This window comes from Streptomyces sp. NBC_00344 (assembly GCF_036088315.1).
GTDB lineage: Bacteria > Actinomycetota > Actinomycetes > Streptomycetales > Streptomycetaceae > Streptomyces.
Genome location: NZ_CP107996.1, coordinates 3,552,579 through 3,568,960, shown reverse-complemented (window position 1 = coordinate 3,568,960; position 16,382 = coordinate 3,552,579). Strand labels below are relative to the sequence as shown.

14 protein-coding genes and 1 tRNA gene are annotated in these 16,382 nt (G+C 69.6%); 9 read left to right on the top strand and 6 right to left on the bottom strand.

Going from position 1 to position 16,382, the window contains the following annotated elements:
* Nucleotides 1–67 precede the first annotated feature (67 nt).
* From OHS16_RS16030 to OHS16_RS16020, 3 genes are all read right to left on the bottom strand, one after another.
* Nucleotides 68–2,059 carry a WD40 repeat domain-containing protein gene (locus OHS16_RS16030; RefSeq protein WP_328537892.1) on the bottom strand — a complete coding sequence of 664 codons (1,992 nt, stop codon included), beginning with the start codon at nucleotides 2,057–2,059 and terminating at the stop codon, nucleotides 68–70.
* A 1,120-nt stretch (nucleotides 2,060–3,179) separates the two neighbouring features.
* A tRNA-Ser gene (locus OHS16_RS16025) sits at nucleotides 3,180–3,264 on the bottom strand.
* Nucleotides 3,265–3,390: 126 nt separating this feature from the next.
* A complete protein-coding gene (locus OHS16_RS16020) occupies nucleotides 3,391–4,791 on the bottom strand; it encodes a S1C family serine protease (protein ID WP_328537891.1) in 1,401 nt (466 codons plus the stop codon).
* A 201-nt stretch (nucleotides 4,792–4,992) separates the two neighbouring features.
* On the opposite strand from OHS16_RS16020, the gene OHS16_RS16015 reads away from it, so the two are divergent.
* From OHS16_RS16015 to OHS16_RS16005, 3 genes are all read left to right on the top strand, one after another.
* Nucleotides 4,993–5,799, top strand: a complete 807-nt coding sequence (locus OHS16_RS16015; protein WP_328537890.1) for a glycerophosphodiester phosphodiesterase — start codon at nucleotides 4,993–4,995, stop codon at nucleotides 5,797–5,799.
* Nucleotides 5,800–5,868: 69 nt separating this feature from the next.
* On the top strand, nucleotides 5,869–6,483 hold the full coding sequence (locus OHS16_RS16010; RefSeq protein WP_328537889.1) for an ATP-binding protein: 615 nt from the start codon (nucleotides 5,869–5,871) through the stop codon (nucleotides 6,481–6,483).
* A gap of 114 nt (nucleotides 6,484–6,597) precedes the next feature.
* Entirely contained in the window at nucleotides 6,598–7,554 is a 957-nt protein-coding gene (locus tag OHS16_RS16005) for a DUF5926 family protein (protein ID WP_328537888.1), read from the top strand.
* A gap of 184 nt (nucleotides 7,555–7,738) precedes the next feature.
* On the opposite strand, the gene OHS16_RS16000 is transcribed toward OHS16_RS16005, so the two are convergent.
* Nucleotides 7,739–8,305, bottom strand: a complete 567-nt coding sequence (locus tag OHS16_RS16000; protein ID WP_328537887.1) for a hypothetical protein — start codon at nucleotides 8,303–8,305, stop codon at nucleotides 7,739–7,741.
* A gap of 182 nt (nucleotides 8,306–8,487) precedes the next feature.
* Nucleotides 8,488–9,195: a bifunctional DNA primase/polymerase gene (locus OHS16_RS15995; RefSeq protein WP_328540862.1), complete on the bottom strand. Its 708-nt coding sequence runs from the start codon at nucleotides 9,193–9,195 to the stop codon at nucleotides 8,488–8,490.
* A gap of 455 nt (nucleotides 9,196–9,650) precedes the next feature.
* On the opposite strand from OHS16_RS15995, the gene OHS16_RS15990 reads away from it, so the two are divergent.
* A complete protein-coding gene (locus OHS16_RS15990) occupies nucleotides 9,651–11,195 on the top strand; it encodes a PP2C family protein-serine/threonine phosphatase (RefSeq protein WP_328537886.1) in 1,545 nt (514 codons plus the stop codon).
* Between the two features lie 94 nt (nucleotides 11,196–11,289).
* Entirely contained in the window at nucleotides 11,290–12,765 is a 1,476-nt protein-coding gene (locus OHS16_RS15985; protein WP_328537885.1) for an aminopeptidase P family protein, read from the top strand.
* 33 nt (nucleotides 12,766–12,798) lie between these two features.
* On the opposite strand, the gene OHS16_RS15980 is transcribed toward OHS16_RS15985, so the two are convergent.
* Entirely contained in the window at nucleotides 12,799–13,278 is a 480-nt protein-coding gene (locus OHS16_RS15980; RefSeq protein ID WP_328537884.1) for an ATP-binding protein, read from the bottom strand.
* A gap of 224 nt (nucleotides 13,279–13,502) precedes the next feature.
* On the opposite strand from OHS16_RS15980, the gene OHS16_RS15975 reads away from it, so the two are divergent.
* The 4 genes from OHS16_RS15975 to OHS16_RS15960 all read left to right on the top strand — a co-directional run bounded on the left by OHS16_RS15975 (nucleotide 13,503) and on the right by OHS16_RS15960 (nucleotide 16,381).
* On the top strand, nucleotides 13,503–14,357 hold the full coding sequence (locus tag OHS16_RS15975; protein ID WP_328537883.1) for a hypothetical protein: 855 nt from the start codon (nucleotides 13,503–13,505) through the stop codon (nucleotides 14,355–14,357).
* Between the two features lie 102 nt (nucleotides 14,358–14,459).
* Nucleotides 14,460–15,197, top strand: a complete 738-nt coding sequence (locus tag OHS16_RS15970; RefSeq protein WP_328537882.1) for a YcnI family copper-binding membrane protein — start codon at nucleotides 14,460–14,462, stop codon at nucleotides 15,195–15,197.
* A 45-nt stretch (nucleotides 15,198–15,242) separates the two neighbouring features.
* Entirely contained in the window at nucleotides 15,243–15,908 is a 666-nt protein-coding gene (locus OHS16_RS15965) for an SCO family protein (RefSeq protein WP_328537881.1), read from the top strand.
* Nucleotides 15,905–16,381 carry a copper chaperone PCu(A)C gene (locus OHS16_RS15960; RefSeq protein ID WP_443042625.1) on the top strand — a complete coding sequence of 159 codons (477 nt, stop codon included), beginning with the start codon at nucleotides 15,905–15,907 and terminating at the stop codon, nucleotides 16,379–16,381. Before OHS16_RS15965 ends, OHS16_RS15960 begins: the two co-directional genes overlap by 4 nt.
* Nucleotide 16,382: the final 1 nt, after the last annotated feature.

The following is a 16,382-nucleotide window of genomic DNA, read 5'->3' as shown; positions in this document are numbered from 1 at the left end:
GCGGGCAGCAGGAGAGGGGTGTCACCTGGCTGGACGACACCCCTCCCTCCGCTGCCGGTCTCCGCGCCTACGACGTGAAGACGAAGTACTTCCAGGAGCCGTCGGTGGTCGAGTTCACGGTGTCGCCGGACGAGCCGTTCACATAGGACGACCGCATCCGCATGCGGTAGCCGGTGTCATGGCTTCCGGTCAGCGTCACCGCGGACTTCCCGGTCGAGCCGAGCTTGAAGTACTGCGAGCCGCCGGAGCGCCACTTTCCCTGGTAGTAGACCTCCAGGGCGAACTTCTGGGAGCGGTTCTTGTACGCCGTCATGGTGGTGGTGAAGACCGGATTCGTCTTCTTGTGGAAGTAGGCGTACGACGTGGAGCCGATTTTGGCGGTCCGGTAGGGGTGCGAGACCGAGGTGGAGATCTTCACCTTGGCGTAGGCGGTGGCCTTGACCGACTTCGACGCGTAGCGGGCATCGCCGGGGAACACGGCGGTGACCGCGGTGTCGCGGGTCATGTCCACGGTGACCGACAGATCGCCCTTGGAGTTGACCTTGCCCGTCCTCACCAGCTTCTTCGGTTTGTCGGCGCCGAAGGGGTCGGACCAGAGTTCCACGGTGCGGTTCTTGTACGTGGTACCGAGGTGAGCGGTGAAGGAGACGTCCGCGCCGTAGGAGTAGAGGGTGCCGTTGTGGTTCAGGGTGAGCGTGGGAGTGGCCCGCGAGACATTCACCGAGGTGGACGAGGAGGCCGCGGTGTGGGTCGCATCGCCCGCGTAGGACACCTTGTAGGTGACCTTGCCACCCGCCGGAGGAGTGTCGGTGAAGGAGAACGCACCGTTCGCGCCCAGCGTCTTCGTACCCAGGGACTTGCCGGCGGGGGATTCCACGTCGGTGCGGGTCACGGTCAGCGCGGTGCCCGAGGGGAGCGGCACGGAAGCGGTGAGACTGCCCTTGACCGTGAGCGACTTGGCGCGGGCCGCCGAGGCCGGTGCGGAGACCGTGAGCTTCGGAGCGGACTTGGCGGGGCTGTCCAGTACACGAAGAGAGAACACCGAGGCGGAGTTGCTGGAGACCGCGAACAGCCGGCTCTCGTCCGGCGCCCACGCCAGGCCGGCGGCAGCCAGGGTGTCGGAGCCGGATGACGTACCGGTGTTGGGGAAGTCGTACTGCCGCAGCGGGTCCGTGGTCCCGGGTGTGAAGATGTGGACGTCCGGCTCGTACCAGGAGTCGGTGCCCGCCGCGACGGTGCCGTCGGGCGCGATGTCCACCGCGTTCGGATAGGTGTTGGTCTGGTAGCGGCCCACGGACGACAGGTCCTCGGTCGAGTACACCTGCTGGTAGTACGGCGAGCCGCTCGCCACCACGAGCTCCTTGCCGTCAGGGCTCACATCCAGATCCATCAGATTGCTCGCGCCCTCCCCCGGGTTCCACTTGCTCACCCTGAGCGAGGCGCTGCCCGAAGCGACGTCGTACACGGCCACGGTGGCGGGACTGCTGCCCACCTCACCTGCCGCCAGGACCCCCGGTGCGGCAGGGTCGGACGCCAGACGGGGAGCGGAGTACCAGGAGGCGTCGCCGTCCTGGCCGAGCGTCACCACCGGCTCGGTACCCGACAGGTCGAGCGAACCGATGCCCCCCTCGGCGGCATGCCCGTACCCGAACCAGATCTTGCCCCCGGCCCGCGCCACGAACGTGGGCGCGGTGCCGGCGCCGGTCCGGTAGGTCCCCGCCAATTGCAGCGCGGCCGTGTCGATGGCCACTACCTCATCGGCGCCCGGTACCGCGGCATAGAGCGAGGCGGAATCGGCGGACAGTTCAAGACCGACCACGCCGGGGAGCGAGGGAACCGTACCGAGCACCTTCCCGCTGTAATCGGTGGCGACGACCTTGTTGCCCAGCGGATCGCTGATGAACACTCGCTGATGGACGCCGTCCACGACGACATCGCCGCTCGACGCGATCGGAAGGACCGAACTGCTGTCGGCGGAAGCCGGAGACGCGCCGGCCAGGACGGCGGAGCTGAAAATGACCGCGAGCGCTGTCGCGGTCGAGAGTCTGCGTACACGCACAGTGAGTCGTACCCCCCACGGGTAAACACAAGCAATGACGATCGCTCAGCAGACGCCTCCGCGGCGGCGCGGCGACCAGTGAGCGCAGCGTATGGCATGCCACTGACAGCACGCCGAAAATATGAACGAAGACCACGTGGCTCGTTGTGAAAGTCCGGGTGTTCCGGACCACGGGAGGACGGCTTCCATGACGCCGGTTCTCACGACGCCCAACGGGTGATCAGTCGCGGCTCGGCCGGTCAACACCGCTCCTGCGGCGGGGCGTTGCGGCGTTCACGCACGGGCGGACCGGCCCGGAGAGCACCTCCGTGCCCCTGGCCCGGCCTCCGGCTGCGGGCACCCGGGCCGGTGGCGGGCTGCAGCGGGCGTGGAAAAGCTCCTGACCGTATTGCCAGGTCAGGAGCCATCCACGTGCGGTGGGTGGGATGGGGCGCCGTAGGCGTCCGCAGGCCCGCTGTGGCTTGGGTGAGGAGCTCCCATCCCGACCACCTTCGACCCAGGCAGAGCCGAGCAGTCGCGGCCCAGGGCGTCAAGGTCGTTCGTACAGTGGCGCGCTCCACCTTGACGCCCTGAACCACGCCCGCTCCACGGTGTGTGGGCCGAAGGCGGACGGGATGGGAGCTTGGGGAGGCTGATGCGGTGAATGAACGTGCAGGTAGGCAGTCCAAGTGGGGGAAACGATGATTGATGCGTGGCGACTCATGCAAGGAGAACTTCTGGTAGGAGTACTCGCCGTCGAGTCGGTAGATCAGCCGGTGTTCCTTTGCCGGTTCGAGCCCGGGCCCGGATGGGAGTCAGTCAGGCCATTGTTCGAGGCGTTCGCCGCGCTGCGGGGACCTGATCCAGATGGACTGAAGACGGTCCGGGTACTCAAACCGATCATGGGCCTCGGCTTGACTATTGTGCCCTCAGACGGGGGCAACGTTGTGGATCAGTTCTTTCTCCGGATCGAGGGAGACAGAGCGCGGCTGAGATATTGAGCGGCTAAGGATCAAATCGTGACCGTGCCCCTTCCGTGCCCGATCGGCCGGTAAATAGCGGGGAGTAACGGGGGGCAACGGACACCGAACGCACGAACGACCCCCGACCGATTTACCTGGTCAGGGGCCGTTCACCTGCGCGGTGGGTGTGGGATTTGAACCCACGGTGACTCTCGCCACGACGGTTTTCAAGACCGTTCCCTTAGGCCGCTCGGGCAACCCACCTTGCCCCGCCTACCTGCGGCGGAGCGGATACAGCCTAGCGGGTGCGGCGGCCGCCGCGCAGACCCGGCCATCGGACGGCCGGGCCCCGGTCGCGGCGGCGCACGCGTGGCGCCGGTGCCGGAGTCGTCAGCTGTCGCCCTTGCGCTGGCCCAGGGTGACCTCGACCGTGTGCTCCTTGCCGTCCCGCTTATAGGTGAGCTGGACCTTGTCACCCGGCTTGTGGGTCCAGATCGCGCCGATCAGAGTCGGGCCGCTGTCGACCACGGTGTCGTCGAGCTTGGTGATCACGTCGCCGGCCTTCAGACCCGCCTTGGCCGCCGGGCCGTTGGGGGTGACCGGGTCCGAGCCGCCGCCGGAGGCCTGGTCGGAGATCTTGGCGCCGGTGCCCTGCTCGTCCATGGAGACGGTGGCGCCGATCACCGGGTAGACCGGCTGGCCGGTCTTGATCAGCTGCTGGGCGACCGCCTTGGCCTGGTTGATCGGGATGGCGAAGCCCAGACCGATCGAGCCGGCCTGTCCCTCACCGCTGAGGCCGCCACTGCTCGCCGACTGGATGGCGGAGTTGATGCCGATGACCGCGCCGCGCTCGTCGAGCAGCGGGCCGCCGGAGTTGCCCGGGTTGATCGAGGCGTCGGTCTGCAGGGCGCTCATGTACGAGGCCTTGCTGCCGGATCCGTCGCCCGATGCGACCGGACGGTTCTTCGCGCTGATGATGCCGGTGGTCACCGTGTTGGAGAGGCCGAAGGGCGCACCGATCGCGATGGTCGAGTCGCCGACGGCCACCTGGTCGGAGTTGCCGAGGGAGAGCGGGTTCAGCCCGGACGGCGCGTTCTTCAGCTTCACCACGGCCACGTCGTAGCCCTGTGCCCGGCCGACCACCTCGGCGTCGTACTTCTTGCCGTTGGAGAAGGTCGCCGTGAGACTGCCGCCGCCGGCTGCCTCTGCCACCACATGGTTGTTCGTGAGGATGTGACCCTGGGTGTCGTAGATGAAGCCGGTGCCTGTGCCGCCTTCGCCGTTGCCGCTCTTCGCCTCGATGGTGACGACGCTGGGCAGCGCCTTGGCGGCCACCCCGGCGACCGTGTTCGGGGAGCGCTTGACGTCCTGGCCGTTGCCCGGCGCGGAAACCGTCGTCGATCCGGTCGCGTTGTCACTGTTCTTCTCGGCCACATATCCGATGCCGCCACCGATGCCGCCCGCGACCAGCGCGGCCACGATCACCGCGGCGACCAGGCCGCCGGTCCGCCTGCGCCCCGGACCGGGCGGCGGAGGCACGGGCGCGCCCCAGACAGGACCGCCGCCGCCCCCGTAGGCGGGAAGCGGCGGGGGCGGCGGGGGCCAGCCGGCCCCCGCCGCATGAGCCGCTGCGGGGTCACCTGCGGGCACATGCCCAGGGAGCTGTGCGGTGTCCCCTGAGGCGGAAGCAGACATGCCCTCCGGAGCGGCAACCGGCGCAGGAGGTGCGGACGGGGCGGGTGGTGCGGACTCCGCCGCGGTGCCCTCGGTGCCCTCGTTCTCGGTGCTCACAGCTCTTTCTCCTCGGTTCCACGTCGTCTTCGGTAAGAGTCCCGCAGTGCAAGTGTCTGCGGACAGCTTTTCTCACAGCACGTCGGGGCACGGTAAGCGGGAGCTGTGCGTCCGTTCCCATCCTTCAGTCAGGACGAAAAGTACGCACCTTCAGACACCCGCCTGCACGCGCCTACCCATTCCCGATGGCACCATGACGCGGTGACCCATGTACGGCAGCAGAGCATTCAGGTCGTAGCCCACCGAGGCGCATCCGAGGATGCCCCCGAGCACACTCTGGCCGCGTACATGCGAGCCATCGAGGACGGTGCGGACGGACTGGAGTGCGACGTCCGGCTCACCGCCGATGGCCATCTTGTCTGTGTACATGACCGCCGTGTCAACCGCACGTCGGACGGTCGCGGCGCGGTGTCCGCCCTGGAGCTGGCCGATCTCGCCGCGCTGGACTTCGGATCCTGGCGGGAATGGAAGGACAGCGAGGAGTCCCCGGACTGGGACCGGGAGAGCACATCCGTGCTCACCCTGGACCGCCTGCTCGAGCTGGTCGCCGATTCCGGCCGGCGCGTGGAGCTGGCGATCGAGACCAAGCATCCGACGCGCTGGGCGGGTCAGGTGGAGGAGAGGCTGCTCGCCGCACTGGCCCGTTTCGGTCTGGCCGCGCCGTCACCCGGGGATCCCTCACCCGTACGGATCATGAGCTTCTCGGCGCGGTCGCTGCACCGGATCGCGGCCGCCGCGCCCGGCCTTCCCACCGTCTATCTGATGCAGTTCCTCTCCCCACGGCTGCGCGACGGGCGGCTGCCGGCGGGGGCCGGGATCGCGGGGCCGGGGATGCGGATCGTCCGCAGCCATCCCGGCTATGTCGAGCGGCTGCACCGGGCAGGGCACCAGGTGCATGTGTGGACGGTCAACGAACCGGCGGACGTCGAGCTCTGCGCCGAGCTGGGCGTAGAGGCAATCATCACCAATCGCCCGAAACAGGTCCTGTCCCAGCTGGGCCGCCTGTAGAACGGCCACCCCTCACCCGGCGTCACAGGGAGTGCACCGGCGCATTCGGCCCGTGTTCGATCGTTACGAGTGCGTCACCGGTGCTCCTTTGGCCGGTTTCCGGCCCAGTCCAATGGGGCATCCACTCGATGGCGTGGGGCAAAGGAGGTCTCGGGGGTGGCGTTGGTGGTGGCACAGGAAGTGCCCACGTCGTCGAGCATGGCCGTACCCCATGGCCCTGCGGGCGTGGGTGAAGCGAGACACCGTATGCGTGATCAGTTGCGCAGGAACGGGGTGTCCGACGCGATGGTCGACGACGCTGTTCTGATCCTTTCCGAACTGCTCAGCAACGCCTGCCGGCACGGCAGGCCGCTGGGCCAGGCGGAGATCGGGGACGGCGATGTACGCGCCGCCTGGCGCGTGGACAGAGCAGGACAACTGACCGTGGAAGTGACAGATGGTGGCGGTCCCACCCGGCCGATTCCGGCCACCCCATCGGTCACCGCGAAAGGCGGCCGGGGGCTGAACATCATCAGCGCCCTGGCCCAGGAGTGGGGCGTACGGGACAACGCGTCGGGCGAGGTGACGGTCTGGGTGCTGGTGACCCGGGGCCGGCGTGAGGACTTCGCCGCCCACCTCGCGGGACACGGGCCGGAGTTCGGAGACTTCACGGATGTCTTCGACGAGCTCGACCAGGGGATGTGACGGACACCTTTCCCCGGCGCCCGGACGCGGCGCGCCATGAGCCCGCACGACCGGCGGACATCCCATAGGCTCGCGCCCGACACAGCACCAGCGCAGTCGGGAGAGAGCCGCACCATGGCGAAGAAGCGTCCCCAGACGAAGGCCCCTCAGGTCACCGGAGAGATCCCGGTGGTCGGGGCGCGTGAGCCCTGTCCCTGCGGCTCGGGCCGCCGCTACAAGGCCTGCCACGGACGAGCCGCGGCACATGCCGTGACGGAGCTGATCCAGCGGCCCTTCGAGGGCCTCACCGGCGAGGGGGACTGGGTCGCGCTGCGCGAGCTGGTACCCGCGGCGACCGTCGAACTGACCCTGAAGGGCGGGCTGCCCGACGGCGTGCCGGCCGTGACCCTCGCGACCGTGCTGCCCATGGCGTGGCCCGCGCTGCGCCGGGACGACGGCTCCGTACTGCTGGGACTGCAGAACGACACACCTTCGGGGGACCTGAGCCGCGACCTGGCCGACACCCTGCAGCGCGCGCTGACCGCCGATCCCGGCACCCCGGTCACCGCGCAGAAGGCAGCCGCCGACGGGCCCAGGCTGCAGGACCTGCTGGACCCGGGCGCCGCGTTCGAACCGGTCGTACACACCGGATTCGAGTTCTGGGTACCGGATTCGGAGAATGCCACCCCGGAGGTCTCCGCTTCGCTCGAGCGGGCGAACGAGGCGGCCATCCCGACCGTGAAGCTCACATCGGCGGACTCCGCCTACTGGTGCGAGACCCCGGAGAAGAATCATCTGCGCTGGGTGATGCCGCACCCGGAGGAGCGACTCCTCGACGCGCTCGCCCGGCTGCACGCGGCCGGCACCTCATCGCTCGGCGTCGGCACCCGCCTGGTCGGTTCCTTCCGGGCGCACGGACTGACCGTCCCGGTGTGGGATCTGCCGACCGCGATGGGGGCGGAGGAGTGCGAGAAGCCTGCGGCCGAGTTCGCCGAACGGCTGACCGCGGCGCTCGCCGTGGACAGCCCGCTGACCCCCGAGGAGCGCAGGGCGCGCGGTGGCCTCACCAATCGCCAGGTGACCCTGAGCTGAGAGTGACGGCCCTGGTGGGGCGGCGGGTGACTCCGGTCACAACTGGTCTGCACCACAGGTGAATAGCTGTCCGAATACATGAGATCGAATTTGCGAACCGCCGATCTCTTGTTACCGTTCTAGAAGCCCGGTCGTTGGTGCATCCCCCGTCGCCAACGGCCGGGCCCTTTCATTGCCGGACACCTCAATGCCCGGCGGACACCGGCGAGTTGCTGCCGGAGCGCAGCAGCATCCGGGTGTCGCCGCCATCCCCCGCTCGCGCGAACTCCGCCACCGCCGCGTACCCGGCGGGCCGCCCGCGCACCGGTTCACGGGGTGTCTCGCACAGTGCGGGCTCGTCCTCCGTACCCAGCCCGCAATGCATCTCCACCGTCCGGCCGCCGGGTGCGAGCATGACCACCACCGCGTCGAGTTGTACGCCGGTGGCATTGCGGTAGTAGGTGCGCGCCCAGGTGACACTCCGCGCGCCCCGGACTCCTCGCCGGGTCATGACGCAGGTCTGCGCCTCGACCCCGTCGGGGGACGACCCTTCCGGACCGCATCGGGCGGAGGCACGCGGGGGCGCCACCGCAGTCACAGTGGAGGCGCGAGTTCCGGACAGAACCGCCGCGCCGCCCGACGGTGCGCTCGGCGCCATGGGTGAGCCCGCCGCCTCACGGCCCGGGCCCGTCGCAGGTCCCGCGACCGCGGTCACCGGGAGCAGCACGGCGAGGAGCACTGCGGCTCCGAGGCCGGTGGTGCGGAAGTTCATGGCACGGGTCCCACCTGCCGGCTGCTGCGGCCATCGACTCGGGCCGGCAGCTCCGCCGGCCGCAATGAAGGTGGGGCGACGATATCCATGAAAAACGGGCGTACGGCCGGCCGTACGCCCGTTTCCCGCGGAAGACCCGCAAGGCTCAACCCGTACGAGTGAGCGGGCCGGGCCGCGGACCCTCAGTAGGCGAGTCTGCTGCCACCGCCGGGGGCACCACTGCTCGCCTCGACCAGCGCGTCCACCACCGCCTCGACGTCCGGCAGCCAGGGCGCGGCAGCGGCGGGGCCTGCCGCGCCGGTGCGGATCCGGGGCGCAGGGGAGGGAGCCCGCTCCCACCAGACGGGGCCGGCCCCCGTCTCGGACGGCGGCAGCACCAGATAGCCGCCTTCACCGTGGAAACGCAGCGAGCTCGGCACCCAGTCCTTGGCGTGCAGCAGCTCACCGAGCCGCTCCAGGGAATACGGAGCCACCAGCAGCGACCAGCGGGTGGGTGTCGCCACGACCGGGCCGAGCCGGACACCCATTCCATCGAGGGCCACCAGGGCGCGGGCGCCCGCGACGGCGGGAAGGCTGAGCGCGCAGGGCGCACGGCCACCGGTCGCCAGGATCAGAGGTGCCGCCGGACGGTTGCCCCACCACCAGCGCACCATGCGCTCATCCGTGGTCGCCGCCAGAAGTCCGGGTTCGAAGGGGTGTGCGCCGGGAACGGCGCAGTCGGGGTCGGGACAGGCACAGGCGCGGTCCCGGCCGCCGGGCGCTGCGCGCCCCACACCGGGGAGTACGGGCCATTGCCGGACCGTGGCGCAGGTGAGCGCCGCTTCGAGCTGTGCATGCCTCCCGCTGCGCCGGAACCGGAGCCCGCGACGCTTTCCGAGGATCTCGCGCATGAGCGCTCGTTCCTTTCCGTTGAGGCCCAGGTCCACGTCGCGCCATGCGTGCATCACGTCACTGTGCGTACGCGAACTCTGGGCCTGCGGTGTGGATTACCAGCAGGGCGGAGCCTGTTTCGAGTTCTTTTCTCAGGCATGGCGGGGGGTGACGCGTGCGTGGCGCGTAGTTCGTCCCGTGCTTCCGTGCTGTTCCGCTGTACGAACCCCGCCATCCGGGGATGTGACACGACCTGCAGCGGTAAGGACGCTCAGGTCGGCCGCCAGGTTCCGGGGCGGCACCAACTGCCCCTGACCATCATCGACTACGTACCCGCCGCACTCGATATGACGCTCTGCCGAACGACTTCAGTCGACAGCAAATCGCTGCACGGGGGGACATTTTCCAGCCAAGTTGGTTGTCTAATAGGGACAGCACCAACTATCGCACGGACACCAGGAATCCCGCGAGGACAATGCTGGACATGCCCTCACTTCTGCGTGTACATGTGGATCCCTGGTTAGCTGCGCAGAACGGCATAGGGGTTTGCCATGCTATGGAGCGAGACGTACCAGTCAGAAGGTCGGCTGCCATGAGCGCACCTCACCTGCCGAAAGTGGCTGGAATCGATTCCACCGTTCCGGCGCCCGCTCACAATGCCGCACCGTCTCCAGCCGAGCCCGGGCCGGTCACCCCACCGGGCGCGCTGATCCAGGACCGGCTCGCCGGGTGGGTCTTCGACCTCACGACGCTGCACGAACTCACAGAACGGCTGGCGGCCACCGGGACCCTGGACGACGCCCTCCAGGAACTCCTCCAGGCCGGCGCCGCGCTGGTCGGCGCCCGCCGCGGTCTTGTCGTACTGGAACCGGCCGACGCCGCCGGCTCCGGGGCCTCCGGTGACCACCGCGACCCCACGGCCACCGTCGGACTCGGGCTGGCGCACGCCGAACTCGGCCACCTCGACACCGTGCCGCGCAGCGCCACCGCACACGGACGGATCCTGGACGCCGGCCTCGGAGACGCCAGTGCCACGGAGGGCGCCACCGTGGGCATCGCCACGCCCGACCTGCTCGCCGACAAGAACACCGACCCCCGCTTCCGTGAGGTCGCTGTCCGCCTCGGCTTCGCGGCCAGTTACGCAGTCCCGCTGGCCACCAGGACAGCCGGTCTGCTCGGCGCCGCCGTCTGGCTCTACGACGAACCGGCGGAACCGGCGGACCGTCAGCGCCGTCTCGCCGGTCTCTACGCGCGTTACGCCAGTGAGCATCTGGCCCGGCTGGTCGAGCTGCACCGGGCCCGCGCCCGGATGGCGGCGATCGCCGAGGAAATGCTGCCCAGCAGACTGCCGCGGGTGCCCGGGGTCCGGCTCGCGGCCTCTCACCGCGCCGGTTCCTCCGGAGGCGGTGACTGGTACGACGCCCTGCCGCTCCCCGACGGAGCGCTGGGCCTGTCCGTCGGGTCGGTCTCCGGATCCGGCCCCGGTGCGGTGGCCGCGATGGGGCGGCTGCGGGCCGGTCTGCGTGCTTATGCCGTGATGGAGGGCGAGGACCCCGTCGCCGTACTCTCCGATCTCGAGCTGCTGCTGCGGCTGACCGAACCCGGCAGCTCGGCGACCGCTCTCTTCGCCTACTGCGAGCCCGCGGCACGCAGGATCGTGCTGGCCGGGGCAGGGCACATCCCCCCGCTGGTCGTCGGCGAGCGGCGCACCGAATTCATCGAGACCTCGCTCTCGGCGCCGCTGACCATGCTGGCCTGCTGGGAAGCACCGAGTGTGGAGTTCTGCGCCGCACCGGGAGAAACGGTGCTGCTGTGCACGGACGGCCTGCTGCGCCGCACGGGCGACTCCATGGACCGCGCGTTCGCCCGGCTGCACTCTGCGGCTGCGCACGTGCCCGGTCCGCTGCGCGGCAACCCGGCGGACATCGCGGACCATGTGCTGCGGGCCATGCTGCCCGACGGTCCGGACGGGCAGCAGAACACCGAGGACGTGGTGATCCTGGCGGCGCGCTTCGACTGACTCGGGCCGGACAGGTAACAGGCCTTTCGGCTCTGGGCCCCCTTCCGTACAGCCGTACGATGAAGGAGGCCCAGTGTCGTATCAAGGAGAAGACGTGTCAGAGGAGCTCACCCCGGAACACCCGGAGACCCCGGAAAGCCCGGAAGAGACAGAGCCCATCAAGCAGCGGAAGAACGGCCTGTACCCGGGCGTCTCCGACGAGCTCGCCGAGAACATGAAGTCGGGCTGGGCCGACACCGAGCTGCACAACCTGCAGCCGATCCCCCAGGCCGGCCGCACGGCAGAGCGCCGTGCCGCACTCTCCGCACGCTTTCCGGGCGAACGTCTGGTGATCCCGGCAGGCAATCTGAAGACCCGCTCCAACGACACGGAGTACGCGTTCCGCCCCTCCACCGAGTACGCCTATCTCACCGGCGACGGGACTCAGGACGGCGTACTCGTCCTGGAACCGGCGGATGAAGGACACCGGGCGACGATCTACCTGCTGCCGCGCTCCGACCGGGAGAACGGCGAGTTCTGGCTGGACGGGCAGGGCGAGCTGTGGGTCGGCCGCAGGCACTCCCTCACCGAGGCCGAACAGCTCCTGGGCATCCCCGCCGAGGACGTCCGTGAACTGCCCGCCACGCTCACCGGGGCCACCGGCCCGGTCCGTAACGTGCGGGGCCACGACGCCGGCATCGAAGCCGCGCTGGCCGACAAGGTCACCGCGGAGCGCGACGAGGAACTGCGGGTGTACCTCTCCGAGGCCCGCGCCGTGAAGGACGAATTCGAGATCGGCGAACTGCAGAAGGCCGTCGACTCGACCGTCCGCGGCTTCGAGGATGTCGTGAGGATCCTCGACAAGGCCGAGGCCACATCGGAGCGCTACATCGAGGGCACCTTCTTCCTGCGCGCCCGTGTCGAGGGCAACGACATCGGCTACGGCTCGATCTGCGCCGCCGGCCCGCACGCCACCACCCTGCACTGGGTGCGCAACGACGGCGACGTCCGGTCGGGCGAACTGCTGCTGCTCGACGCCGGCGTGGAGACCCACTCGCTCTACACCGCCGACGTCACCCGCACCCTGCCCATCGACGGACGCTTCAACGAGCTCCAGCGCAAGATCTACGATGCCGTCTACGAAGCCCAGGAAGCCGGCATCGCGGCGGTCAAGCCCGGCGCCGCCTACCGTGACTTCCACGATGCGTCGCAGCGCGTGCTCGCCGAGAAGCTCGTCGAGTGGGGACTGGTCGAAGGCTCCGTCGAGCGGGTGCTCGAACTCGGTCTGCAGCGCCGCTGGACCCTGCACGGCACCGGTCACATGCTCGGCCTCGATGTCCATGACTGCGCCGCGGCCCGCACCGAGGCATACGTCAACGGCACCCTCGAGCCCGGGATGTGCCTGACTGTCGAGCCCGGTCTCTACTTCCAGGCCGACGACCTCACCGTGCCCGCGGAGTACCGCGGCATCGGCGTCCGCATCGAGGACGACATCATCGTCACCGCGGACGGCAACCGGAACCTCTCCGCGGCGCTGCCGCGCAGTTCCGACGAGGTCGAGGCCTGGATGGCCTCGCTCAAGCAGGCCTGACCGCCCGTTCCACGCGCCACGGGGACGTGCTGCTCAGCCCAAGCTGAGCAGCGCGTCCTCGCGCCATTTCAGGACCTTGTCGAAGCGCACCATCGCGCCCCGGCCCGGCCGGTTGCAGAAATCCACGTGGTCGGCGAGCTCCTCGATCAGACAGAGCCCCCGGCCGCTCTCCGCCGAGGGCGAGGCCTGTCTGCGGACCTGATGCGCCGCCGCGCGGCGCCCCCGCCGGGAGGGAAAGCCCGGCCCCGAGTCGGTGACCTCGATACGGCACCGCTCGCCGTCGAGGAACGCGGTCACCCGGAACCCCATGGCAGCCGACTCCGATGCGGCGCCCGGCTCCCCGTATCCGCCGTGCTCCACCGCGTTCGCACAGGCCTCGCTCAGCGCGACCGACAGGTCGAAGGAGATGTCGGGGTCGACGCCCGCGGTCTCCATGGCACCGAGCAGAAGTCGACGGGCGAGCGGAACGCTCGCGGCTTCGCGCCGCAAATGGAGAGACCACCAGATGCTCATGCTCCAGCCTCCTGGCTGCGGCTCGACATACGGTTACCTATTGCCGCGAGACCGCCGTTGTAAGCACCCAGTTGATGTGATAACGCTCATTCGGCGGACGGGTGCGGCTCGTACGCCGGTACAGCGCAGGCACAAGTGCGTGCTATCCGGGCCACCTGGGCGGATGGTGATCTTCCGGACCTGCCGTATGGAGACCACCCGCCCAGTGCGATGATGGCCCGGCCATGTCTACCTCAGCCGTACGCGCCGCAGCCGGTCCACGGCTGTTGAGGACCGCGGTGTTCACCGCGGTCTGCGTCGTGCTGGCCGGGGTGGGGCACGCCCTCGCGTCCGGCGCACCGGTCCCGTGGCGGCCGCTCGTCCTGGGCTTCCTGGGCCTCTTCGCGCTGGCCACGCCGCTGGCCGGCCGGGCCAGGTCGCTGCCGTGCATCGCCACCGCGCTGACCGTCGGGCAGCTCGGGCTGCACACGCTGTTCGGTCTCGGCCAGCAGGGCTCCATGACGGCGGGCTCCCTGCGCGGCATGGGTGCCATGGCGTCCATGGGCCCGATGGACATGATGAACCCGATGGGCCGGTCCATGCCCATGGGTCGCCCGGCCACCGACCCGGCCGGCGTGGTGGCGCTCGCCGGGAAGCTCGTCTGCGGCGAGGGCGCCGCTGGGCTGAGCCTGTCGCGGGCGCACAGCATCGTCGCCGCGGCCGGGCTCGACCCGGCAGCGGGTGCCGTCCCGGCGCCGCGGCCGACGGCCGCCTCCACGATGATGCTGCCCTCGCTGCCGATGGCGCTCGGGCATCTGCTCGCCGCCCTCGTCACGGGCTGGCTGCTGCGCCGCGGAGAGATCGCACTGCTCCGGCTGACCCGGATGTCGCACGGAGTGGCCGAGGGGGCGCTGGTGCGGAACCTGCGCGCCGCGCTCGCCCTGGTACGCGCCCTGCGCTCGGGTCTTGTCGGCGCACCCGCACAGCCTCCGCGCGCCGGATGCGCACCACTCCCCACGCCCCACTGGAGAGCCGGGGAAGCACTTCAGCACATGGTGATCAGGCGCGGGCCACCGCTCGTATACGTACACACAGCCTGACGCGGCACCCCTCACGCGATCCCGGGAGCGGTGCCGTGCTGCCCGTGCGCACCCGTGTGCGGGCTGTCACTCTTCCTCATCGCACCGTGGAGTGTGTTCCGTATGAGCATCACCCGTCGTTTCGCTGTTGTCGGCGGCGTCGCAGCGACCACCGTCCTGCTGGTCTCCGGCACCGCGTTCGCGCATGTCGTCGTCCAGCCGGACGGCGCGGCCGCCAAGGGGGGCTACGCCACCATCGCCTTCAAGGTCCCCAATGAGCGCGACAACGCGTCGACCACGAAGCTCGAAGTCAGCATGCCGACCGACCACCCGCTCGCGTCGGTGTCGGCGGAGCCCGTGCCCGGCTGGCACATCAAGATCACAAAGACCAAGCTCGCCAAGCCGCTGACCGTCCACGGCAAGCAGATCGACGAGGCGGTCTCCAAGGTCACGTGGACCGGCGGCACGATCGAGCCCGGCCAGTTCCAGCGGTTCCCGCTCTCCGTCGGCCAACTGCCCACCGATGCCGACCAGCTGACCTTCAAGGCACTGCAGACCTACTCCAACAAGGAGGTAGTGCGCTGGATCGAGGAGCAGAAGCCGGGCGCCGACGAGCCGGAGAACCCGGCGCCGGTTCTCAAGCTCAGCGCCGCGCAGGACGAGGAGGGCGACGCGAGCGCCGCATCGGACACCGCCGCGTCGGGCAAGGACGCCGCCACCGCGAGCAGCGCGGACAAGAAGGACACCGCCTCCTCGTCCGACAGCGACAGCACCGCCCGGATCCTCGGCATCGCGGGCATCGTCATCGGCATCGCGGGCGTGGCCTTCGGCCTCCTCGCCGGACGGCGCCGCGCGGCCTGACGGCGCGCACCACCGACCCCATCACAGCAACCGGGACACTCCTCCATGCACAGCACGTACCAGAAGTCCCTGACGGCCGCCGCCCTCGCGGTGGCGGCCGCCTTCTCCCTCGCGGCCTGCGGCACCGACGGCGGCAGTTCGGACAAGAGCCCGGTCGCCGACGTCTCGGCCCCGGCCAAGACACGGGCCGCGACTGTACTCGACACCCCCTTCATCAAGCCTGACTTCGTCCTCACCGACACCCACGGGAAGAAGTTCGACTTCCGCGAGCGGACCAAGGGCAAGCCCACCCTGATCTATTTCGGGTACACCCACTGCCCCGATGTCTGCCCGCTGACCATGGGCAATATCGCCGTCGCCAAGAAGGCGCTGCCCAAGGCCGAACAGGACAAGCTGCAGGTCGTCTTCGTCACCACCGACCCCGCCCGTGACACCCCGTCCGAACTCGGCACATGGCTGAAGTCCCAGGACCCGTCCTTCATCGGTCTCACCGGCCGCTTCCCGGCGATCCAGGCCGGTGCCCGCTCGATCGGCATCGGCATCTCCCCGACCGAGAAGGAGAAGGACGGCTCGATCGTCTCGATGCACGGGGCGCAGGTCATCGCCTTCTCACCGAAGACCGACAAGGGCTATCTGCTCTACGGCGAGGACGCCACGGCACAGGACTACACCAAGGACCTCCCCAAGATCATCAAGGGGGAGAATCCGTGAGGCGCCGCATCGCCACGGTCACCTCCGCGATAGCCGCCGCCACGGCCCTGGCTCTGGCCGGGTGCTCGTCGGACGGCGGCTCCACATCCGCCGGCAACGGGTCCGAGCTGAAGGTCACCGAGTCCTTCATGCCCGAACCCGTCGGCGGCAGCGGCATGGCGGCCGGCTTCGTCACCGTGGCCAACACCGGCTCCACGGCGGACAGGCTCACCTCCGTCACCAGCGGGCTCTCCGACGACATCACCCTCCACACCACCCGGAACCAGCGGATGCGGGAGGTCACGTCCCTGCCGGTCCCCGCCCACGGCGAACTGGACCTGGAACGCGGTGGAAACCACCTCATGTTCATGAACCTCAAGAAGCAGCCCGAGCGCGGCGAGCAGGTAGCCGTGCAACTGCACTTCGAGAAGGGCGGCACGATCAAGGCGGAACTTCCCGTCAAGGAGCCCACCTACAACCCGAAGCAGCGATGAG